Origin of the sequence: Parvibaculum sp. (assembly GCF_035511255.1) — a bacterium.
Taxonomy (GTDB): Bacteria; Pseudomonadota; Alphaproteobacteria; order Parvibaculales; family Parvibaculaceae; genus Parvibaculum.
This window is the reverse complement of record NZ_DATKFR010000209.1, coordinates 1-8,669: the sequence shown is the minus strand read 5'-3', so window position 1 is coordinate 8,669 and position 8,669 is coordinate 1. Positions and strand designations below refer to the sequence as shown.

Genomic DNA, 8,669 nt, shown 5'->3' with positions numbered 1-8,669 from the left:
CGCCAATCTGAAGGAACGCGACTGGGTGTTCCTGATGACGCATGACAGCGATCCCTTCAATCGCTGGGAGGCTGCACAGCGTTACGCAAGCGGCCTCCTGATCGCGACCGTCGAAGCCATCCGGACGGGCGGCAAGCGCCGCCGCGGGCTCGCCTTCGCCGAGATGATGCGCAAGGTGCTCGCCGACCGGAAGCTCGATCCCGATTTCGTGGCCCAGATGATCGTGCTGCCGGGCGAACAGACGATTGCGCAACTGATCGGCAAGGATGTCGATGTCGATGCGATCCACGAGGCGCGGGAGGGCCTGCGCGTCTCGATCGCGCAAGAGGTGCGCGAGGAGCTTCTCGCCGCCTATAATCGCATGAAGATCGAAGGCCCTTACAGCCCCGACGCGGACCATGCCGGACGCCGCGCGCTCCGCAATGCCTGCCTCGCCTATCTCGCCATCGTGCCCGACGGCTCGGGCGTCGGCCTCGCGGCAGCGCATTTCGAGACGGCCGGCAACATGACCGACCAGATCGCGGCGCTCGGCGTTCTCGTCAATATCGATTGCCCCGAACGGGCCCATGCGCTCGAGGCCTTTTACGAGCGGTGGAAGGGCGACCACCTCGTCATGGACAAATGGCTGTCGATCCAGGCGACCTCGTCGCTCCCCCGGGCGCTCGACGACGTCAAGAGCTTGTTGCGGCACCCGGCGTTTACCATACGAAATCCCAATAAGGTACGGGCACTGATCACGAGCTTCGCCACCGCCAATCAGGTACGCTTCCATGCGGCCGACGGAGCGGGTTATGCTCTGGTGGCGGACAAGGTGCTGGAGCTCGACGCGCTCAATCCGCAGGTGGCCGCCCGGCTTCTCGGCGCCTTCAAGAGCTGGCGTCAGTTCGACCGCAAAAGGCGCACGCTGATGTCGCGCCAACTCGAACGGATCGCCGGGGCCGAGGGGATTTCGCGCGACGTCTACGAGATTGCGACCAAGACTCTTGCTTGAGATTCAACAGGGCGGCGGGTGAGTCTGAAATGCATCGGATGCCAAAAAGCGACCCGCCGACACTGGACAAAATCCGGGGCAACCCGAATCATCGAAATTCATTGACTGATTCGGGCGCTGCCGGTCAGGACCGGGCCGCCCGCCGCCCCGTTCCCGGCCCGCTGGATGCCTCGAAGGAACATGAGGAACCGGAGGCGAGCGACGCCGCCGGCATGGTGCGGATGAGTATCCCCGACGTAAGCCCGAGGACCGAGGGCCTTGCCTGGCAGCCGCGCCCCGCGCGGAGCCGGCCGGCGCTCTCCGCCATATGGGTCGCGCGGCTGATGCTCGCGCTCGGCGGCATTGCGCTTACGGGCCTCAATGCCGGTCTTTACATTCAGGACGGCTTCTCCCGCGCGCTCGGCTTTTCGGCGCTGCTGTCGGGCGGCTACATCCTGCTCGCCTGGATGCTGGTACGGTTGCGCGAACGCAAGATCGAGGCGGAAGCGGCGCTGGTCGAGAACCAGCTCCGTTTCGACATGGCCTTCGCCGGCGCGCGCTGCGGCATCTGGGACTGGGATCTGACGGCGAACCGCGTCTACTGGTCGTCGGCCATGTTCGACATGCTCGGCCTGCGCCAGCCCTCGAAACGGCTCTCGCCCGGCGAGATCAAATCGCTCGCCCATCCCGACGACGCCCATGCGATCGACGAGATCATCGGTGCGGCATCCCGCGCCTCGCGCTCCTACGACACCGCCTTCCGCCTGCATCACGCGGATGGAAGCTGGGTCTGGGTGCGCGCCAAGGGTCAGGTCTGGGGCGGCGGACGCATTTCGGGCGAACGCCTGGTCGGCATCACCATCGACATCACCGAGCAGAAGCTCGCCGAGGAGCGCGAGCGCCAGGCGACGGACCGCCTGAAGGACGCCATCGAAAGCATCGGCGAGGCCTTCGCGCTCTGGGACGACGACAACAGGCTCGTGACCGCGAACAGCAAGTTCGCCGAATTCCTGAACCTGCCCGACGACGGCATTGCGCCCGGCACGACGCTCGAACAGGTGATGGCGGATGCCGGCATCGGGCCGAACTGGCCGCGCGCCGGGGGCCTCGAAGAAGCGGTGTGGGAAATCCATCTGCCGTCGGGCCGCTGGCTCCAGATCAGCGAGCGCCCGACCAACAGCGGCGGCCATGTGAATGTCGGCACCGACATCACGGCCATCAAGGTGCAGGAATCGTCGCTGACGCAGAACAAGTCGGCGCTGGAAAAGACCGTGCGCGACCTCGAGGCGTCGCGCCTCAAGCTCCAGCATCAGGCGCGCCAGCTCGTCGATCTCGCCGAGAAATACGCCGCCGAAAAGACGCGCGCGGAATCGGCCAACCGGTCGAAGTCGGAATTTCTCGCCAATATGAGCCACGAGCTCCGTACGCCGCTGAACGCCATCATCGGCTTTTCGGAGATGATGGAAACCGGCATGTTCGGGCCGCTCGGCTCGCCGAAATATACCGAATATGCGCACGACATCCGCTCGAGCGGTCAGCACCTTCTCGAACTCATCAACGACATTCTCGACATGTCGAAGATCGAGGCGGGACGCATGACGCTTGAAAAGCAGCCGACGGACCTCGGGACAGTGATCGAGGAATCGTTGCGCCTCGTCTCCGGCCGCGCCGAAATCGCTTCGGTGAAAGTCGTGAACGAAGTGGGCCCGCTGCCGAAAATCGATGCAGACAAGCGCGCGATCAAGCAGGTGCTGCTGAACCTTCTCTCGAACGCGATCAAGTTCACGCCCGCCGGCGGGACCATCACCATGCACGGCGGCGCCGAGGCGGGTTTCGTCTCGATTGCGGTCGAGGACACGGGCATCGGCATCCCGGCTCACGCCCTGCCGAAGATCGGCCGCCCCTTCGAGCAGGTGGAAAGCCAGCACTCGAAGAAGCACAAGGGCACCGGCCTCGGCCTCGCCTTGTCCCGCTCGCTGGTCGAACTGCATGGCGGCACACTGACGATCGCCAGCACCGAAGGCGTCGGTACGCGCGTGACGTTCACGCTGCCGGCCTAAACCGCTCCCCTTCCGCACGAATGTCTGTAAGCGGATATTCGTCCGCGTCGCGGTCTCGCGCGAAAAGAAGGGGCGGGCCGCGGATACACCCAGAAAAAGTCAGCTTTTCCGCCAATCGCTCCTGTAAAAATCGGGCGTTTGTTGGTGGGCCCCCGCCGGACGGCGGGCGCAAAGAAGGGGCTGAGTTCAAAATGTCATTCGAATCCGGGATCGCCCGGTTCCAGCGCTGGAACCGGAACGGGAATCTGCATGCTTTTCTTCTGGCGAGCAGCGCGAGCGCCGCTCTGCTGATCGGGCTCTCGGGTCCGGCCTTTGCCATTTCCTTCGGGGATGGCGGCCGCGGCGGCAACGGCGCCGGTAGCTATGGGGGCGCCTCCGGAGGCAGCGGCTACGAGGGCGCCTATGGCGCCAGCGCCGACAGTAGCGGCGGTGGCGGCGGCGGCAGTGCGGGCGGCGGCCTGGGCGGCCTCGGATTCGCCGGTGGCGGCTATGGCGGCGTCGGCGGCAATCACGGCTTCATTGCCGACGGCTCTGTGGGCACGGCCGCGCAATATTCCGGCACCGACGGCGGAGACGGAACGGACGGCCTCGCAAGCGGCGGTGGCGGCGGCGGCGCGGGCGGCTTCGGCGGCATCATTCCCTTCGGCATCCACAGCTACCCCGGCGGCATCTTCGCCGGCGGCAACGGCGGCAATGGCGGCGACGGCGGCGTGGCCAACGAGAGCGGCGCCGGCAGCGATGGCGGCAACGGCGGTAGCGGCGGCGTTGGCATGCTGTCCACCGAGACGAGCAACCTCGTCATCAATGACGGCCTCATCGCCGGCGGCAAGGGCGGCAATGGCGGCAGCGGTTCCAACGGTGTTTCCGACGATGAAGACCCCTATCCGGGCGGCGGGGGCGGTTACGGCGGCGACGGCGGCGCGGGTCTCATCGCCCTTGGAGCGCAAACGACCGTCACCAACACGGGCACGATTACGGGCGGCGATGGCGGCAACGGCGGCCGTGGCGCGTTCGACAGCGCAGGACAGCTCGCCGCGCCTTCGGGATATGGCGGCAACGGCGGCGCGGGCGTCATGATCCTCGCGTCGGGCGGCACGCTCACCAATAGCGGCACCATCACCGGCGGCCAGGGCGGCATTTCGGGCGGGGCTATACCGTCCGCCGGTCGCGGCGGTACGGGCGTCGCGGGCACCGGCCTCGCCATCGTCAACTCCGGCACGATTTCGGGCGGCGGCGGCAAAGGCTTCGGCATCTCCGGCAGCGACCTCCAGATCACCAACAGCGGCACGATCTCCGGAGCCAGCGGGGGCGCGGGCTATGCCATCTATTTCGACGGCGGCACGAACAGCCTGACGTTGGAAGCCGGCTCGACGATCACCGGCAAGGTCGTGGCCTATGTCGACTACCTTACCCGGGAGCACAACGACTCGCTCGCGCTGGGCGGCGACGAGGACGCAAGTTTCGACCTCTCCGCCATCGGTACGCAATATGTCGATTTCGGCTCCTTCCAGAAGATCGGTTCGAGCATCTGGACGCTGAGCGGCACCACCGACCCGCTGCTCGAACTCGATCCGATGCCCTGGACGATCTATGGTGGAACACTCGTCATCGGCGACAAGGACCACCCCGACACCGACCTCGTCGGCGACGTGACGGTCGAGAGCGACGGCCGACTGATGGGCTTCGGCACCGTCACCGGCACCGTAACCAATTTTTCGGATGGCGTCATCATGCCGGGCAGCCCGACGGATACCGGCAAGCTGACGATCGACGGCGACTATCTGCAATATGACGCCAGCAAAGGCGGAAGCGGCAGGCTCGCCATTCTCGTCACGCCGGAAAAATCCTCCCTGCTCGCCGTGACCGGCACCGCGACGCTGGGCGGCACGGTGAACGCCGTCTACGCGCCGGGCGTCTATACGGCGAAGAGCTACACCATTCTCACCGCGCAGACTGTCACGGGTACGTTCGACACCCTAGGCGGCGAGACGCCGAACGGCTTCGAACAGGCGCTCAGCTACGCCACGCCGGGCGAGGTCGATCTCGTGCTGTCCGGCGGCGGACCGACGCCGCCCGACGGACCGGACGATCCCATCGTCGTGACGCCGACCGACGACACGACCTTCAACGCAGCGGGTTCCTCGGCCATTAACGGCACGCAGGACGCGAATGACACCCTGCTGGGTTATCTCGGCGGCCTCGGCGGCAATGGCGGCAATGGCGGCACGGCATCCCTGATCCGGCCGATCCGCATCGCGCTTACCGGCGACGAAGGGCTGAAGGGCCTTCTCTCCCCTGTCCCGACGTTCAACGCCTGGTTCCAGGCGACCGGACGCCTCTCCGCGCTCGACGGCAGCGGCGTCGCCTCGGGCTTCCGCACCAAGAGCGGCGGCGTCATGACCGGCATCGACAAGACGTTCGACGGCGGCCTGGTCGCCGGTATCGCGCTCGGCTTCGACCAGACCTATCTCGACGAGAGCAACGGCAACAGCGGCCACATCTCCACGCCGCGCGCGGCGCTCTATGGCCGCTATGTGTCTGGCGATCTGGGCATCGACGCGGCGCTGGGCTACGCCCACGACTTCATCGACACCCGCCGTCCGATCGCGGCGACGGGCGAGACGGCCACGGCGAGCCATGGGGGCGACGAAATTTCGGCCGCCCTGCAGGCGAGCTACCGTTTCGACGTCGCGGGTCTGACGCTCACGCCGCGCGCGGGCGCGCAATATGTGCATCTCGCCGAGGAGAGCTTCAGCGAGAGCGGTGCGACCGGCTTCAACCTCGACGTCGCGCACCGCGACGCCGACAGCCTGCGGCCCTTCATCGGCGTCAGCGCCGCAAAGAGCCTGAGGACAGAAGGCGGGACGAAACTCACGCCGCGCCTCGATGTCGAATACAGCCGCGAGACGATGAACAATGCGCCGTCGAACACGGTGACGGTCGGCGGCGGCAGCTTCGTCGTCGACGGGGTCGAGCCCTCGCGCGACCGCGTGACCGTCGGAGCAGGTCTCGACGCGCAGGTGAGCAACACGCTGACGCTGCATGCGGGCTACCGCGCGACGCTGCCGACCGGAAACCTCTTCGAGCAGACGGTTCAGGTCGGCGTCAGCTACAGCTTCTGAAAACGGAACGGCGCGTTCCATGTAAAACGGGACGCGCCGCTATTTCACAAGCCTCCGGGACGGCACGCGTCTCAGAGATACCAGTCGTATTCCAGCGGCGAAATCGCGTGCTGGAACTTGTCGAACTCCAGCATCTTCGTCTCGGCATAGACGTCGACATACTGGTCGCCGAAATATTCGCGCAGGATCGTCGAGTTGCGCAGGCGCTTCAACGCGCTCGGCAGATAGAAGGGAATGCTCTCGTCCATGCTGTCGCAGGCATTGCCCTCCGCGGGAGCGCCCGGATCGATCTCGTTGACGATGCCGTAATGGATGCCGGCGAGGATCGCGGCCAGCACCAGATAGGGATTGGCGTCGGCGCCCGAGACGCGATGTTCGACACGCATCGCGGAATGCGAACCCGCCGGTACGCGGAACGCGACCGAGCGATTATTGTACCCCCAGGCGCCGTTGACCGGCACGAAGAGGTTCGGTTCGAAGCGGCGATAAGAATTGAGGTTCGGCGCGAAGAAAGCCATCGCCTCGCCCAGTGTCGCCTGCAGCCCGCCAATCGCATGGCGCAGCTTGACGCTGCCCTCATCGGTGCCGTTGTCGAAGATGTTCTTGCCCTGCTCGTCGAGCACGGAGCAATGGACGTGAAGCCCGTTGCCCGCCTGCCCCACGAAAGGCTTGGCCATGAAACTCGCGATGAAATTATGCTTGCGCGCAATCGCGCCGATCAGATGGCGCAGCATGATCGCGTGGTCGCCGGCGCGGATCGCATCATGCTCGTGGTTGAGATTGATTTCGTATTGCCCCGGCGCGAATTCCGCCGTGGCGCCCGATGCCGGCACACCCTGCTCCGCCGCTGCATCGTCGATGTCCTTCAACAGCGACATGAAGCCGTCGAGTTCGGTGATGCCGTAGACTTCATTCGCCGTTTCGCGTTGGCCGGTCGCCGGATTGATCGGCGCTTGCGGCAGGCCCTTGCGATCGCGTTCGCGGTCGAGCACGTAGAACTCGAATTCGCAGGCCGTGACCGCGTGAAGACCGAGTTCGGCGAGCTTCGCCACGACATTCGCGAGAATGACGCGCGGCTCGAGATTGAGCGGCGTGCCGTCGCGGTCCTGCATGGTCATCAGGACCTGCGCCTGCTTCATCGAAGCCCACGGCACCGGAACGATCGAACCGGATACGGGAAAAGCCTGCCCGTCCGGATCGCCGTCGGAAAAACCCATGCCCAGAATGTCTTCATTGACGCCGGTCACGTCGAAGAAATAGACCGACTTCGGCATGTGAACGCCGGAGGTGAAAACCTTTTCGGCCTCTTCGATCGGGAAGCGCTTGCCGCGCACTGTTCCGCACATATCGACGAAAACGGCATCCAGATAGTCGATTTCGCCCCGTTCGGCGAGGAAGGCCTTGAATTCGGCCAGACTCGCACGCCCATTGCTGCGCGGTTTCTCGCGGTCGCTCATCATGAACCTGATTGTTATTTATCCTGGAGATGATAGTAGCCGAGAGCAGCCCCAAGATACCAGCGTCTGAGCGACGGAAACGGAATGATCGGCGGAATCCCGCGGAAAGGCGCGGGAATTTCAGCAGGATTTCTCGTGCCGCCAATGATTTGCGCGAGCATTTTTCCAGCCCACGGCGCCGCCGACACGCCGTCGCCATGATAACAAAGTCCGAAAAACACGCTTTTATCGTCGGACATATGTCCGATGGCCGGCGTCATGCGCGCATTCATGCAGACGAATCCGCGCCAGTAATGCGTCGTCGGCACGTCCTTCCATGCGGTGAAGACTTCGCCGAGACGGCGCTCCATCGTCACCCGCATTTTCGCGCCGTCTTCGGGCTTGCCGGTCGTGTCGCCGCGCGCGCCGAAGAGAAAGCGCCGGTCAGGAAGCAGGCGATAATAGAAGAGAAGACGCCGCGTGTTGCTGCAAGGCCGCTCCGTCTTCCAGCCTTGGGCAGCAAGTTCATCGTCCGTCAGCGGACGGGTGACGACGATGTTCGAAAGCACCGGGATCAGCCGGTTCGACAGATTTGCCGCGACCGGCGCGCGCGTGAAGCCATTGGTCGCGACGATGACGCAACGCGCGCGCAACGTGCCGTTCTTGGTGACGAGGCGATGCTCGCCGCCGACCTTTTCCCATTGCTCGACATGCGAACGGCCATGCAGTTTCGCGCCGTGACGCGCAGCGGCAGCGGCGAGACCGCGCGCGAAACGCAAGGGATGAAGACCGAAGGCAACCTTGTTCAGCAGCGCGCCGAATTGCTCGGTTGAATCATAGGAGGTCTCGGCGACCTCCTCCCGGCTCAACAGCTCGACGGGTACGCCGAATTTGCCGCCCAGGAGTTCGCGCTCTTCTTCCAGCTCCGCAAAACGCGATGGCGTATGCGCGACATGCAGCGTGCCGTCGCCCTGAGGCTGAATGTCGATCCCCTCGTCGCGGGCCAGTGCGCGCACGAGTTCGACGGCGTCCACCTGCGACGAGATGAAGCGGCGTGTTTCATCTTCGCCGTAGCGCCCGA

5 protein-coding genes are annotated in these 8,669 nt (G+C 65.2%); 3 read left to right on the top strand and 2 right to left on the bottom strand.

Annotation, left to right across the window (positions count from 1 at the left end):
* The 3 genes from VMR03_RS08370 to VMR03_RS08360 form a co-directional block, all read left to right on the top strand.
* The coding region (locus VMR03_RS08370; RefSeq protein WP_325404142.1) for an aminopeptidase N C-terminal domain-containing protein at positions 1-991 on the top strand (991 nt) is incomplete at its 5' end.
* Positions 992-1,092: 101 nt separating this feature from the next.
* Positions 1,093-3,030, top strand: coding sequence for a PAS domain-containing sensor histidine kinase (locus VMR03_RS08365; RefSeq protein ID WP_325404140.1), 1,938 nt, complete (start codon positions 1,093-1,095; stop codon positions 3,028-3,030).
* A 191-nt stretch (positions 3,031-3,221) separates the two neighbouring features.
* Complete coding sequence (locus tag VMR03_RS08360) at positions 3,222-6,152, top strand: autotransporter domain-containing protein (protein WP_325404138.1); 2,931 nt, start codon at positions 3,222-3,224, stop codon at positions 6,150-6,152.
* Positions 6,153-6,223: 71 nt separating this feature from the next.
* Here the strand turns inward: VMR03_RS08360 and VMR03_RS08355 are convergent, their stop codons facing one another.
* Together VMR03_RS08355 and VMR03_RS08350 are read right to left on the bottom strand one after the other, a co-directional pair.
* Positions 6,224-7,612, bottom strand: a complete 1,389-nt coding sequence (locus tag VMR03_RS08355; RefSeq protein WP_325404136.1) for a glutamine synthetase family protein — start codon at positions 7,610-7,612, stop codon at positions 6,224-6,226.
* An 11-nt stretch (positions 7,613-7,623) separates the two neighbouring features.
* The coding region (locus VMR03_RS08350) for an FAD-dependent oxidoreductase (protein ID WP_325404134.1) at positions 7,624-8,669 on the bottom strand (1,046 nt) is incomplete at its 5' end.